This window comes from Thiolapillus sp., from assembly GCF_048562965.1.
Lineage (GTDB): Bacteria > Pseudomonadota > Gammaproteobacteria > Chromatiales > Chromatiaceae > Thiolapillus > Thiolapillus brandeum_A.
Genome location: NZ_JBHNMF010001536.1, coordinates 1 through 572, shown reverse-complemented (window position 1 = coordinate 572; position 572 = coordinate 1). Strand labels below are relative to the sequence as shown.

Below are 572 nucleotides of genomic sequence, written 5' to 3'. Positions count from 1 at the left end.
ACTTCTCTTCCTTCGCCTATGTCCTGCTGCATGGCCTGCGTCGGCTGGGGCTGACCGGTACGGCGTTTGCCAAGGCCCAGAGCACGACGATCCGCCTGAAACTGCTGAAAATCGGCGCCCGTCTGCATCTGACGGTACGCAAAGTCTGGCTGTCCTTCTCGGAAGCATCCCCCTACGCCAGCGACATCGCTCAGATCCTGGCCAATCTCAAGCAGCACCCTGCTTGGTCACCCCCTGGATAAACCCTATTACATCCGGCAACGTTGACACAACCGATCAGACTCCGGTGCTGAGGGGCCGACGCATCTGTTCCGTCGAAAAAACATCCTCCAGAGCCCCGGGAGAGCGAAAAACACGAGAATCACTTCTCTCGGCGAGTACCTTGGCACGAGAAATGGGCTATCGGTCTATCTTGGCCACGTCCCGGCGCCCAAAAACGCCGGAACTAGGGGATCGGTGAGCGATGCGGGTTAGCTGCGCTACGATGAAAAACCGACCTATAAAAAGGCGTGTTGCGAGAATAGATACCAGCAACCAACCCAGTCTGTTCGACGAGTTGCCGCAGATGGAGT

The 572-nt window shown here is 57.3% G+C and carries 1 protein-coding gene; it reads left to right on the top strand.

From position 1 onward, the window contains the following. The coding region (locus ACOCD2_RS25365) for a transposase (RefSeq protein WP_293675634.1) at positions 1 to 242 on the top strand (242 nt) is incomplete at its 5' end. Between the last annotated feature and the right edge of the window lie 330 nt (positions 243 to 572).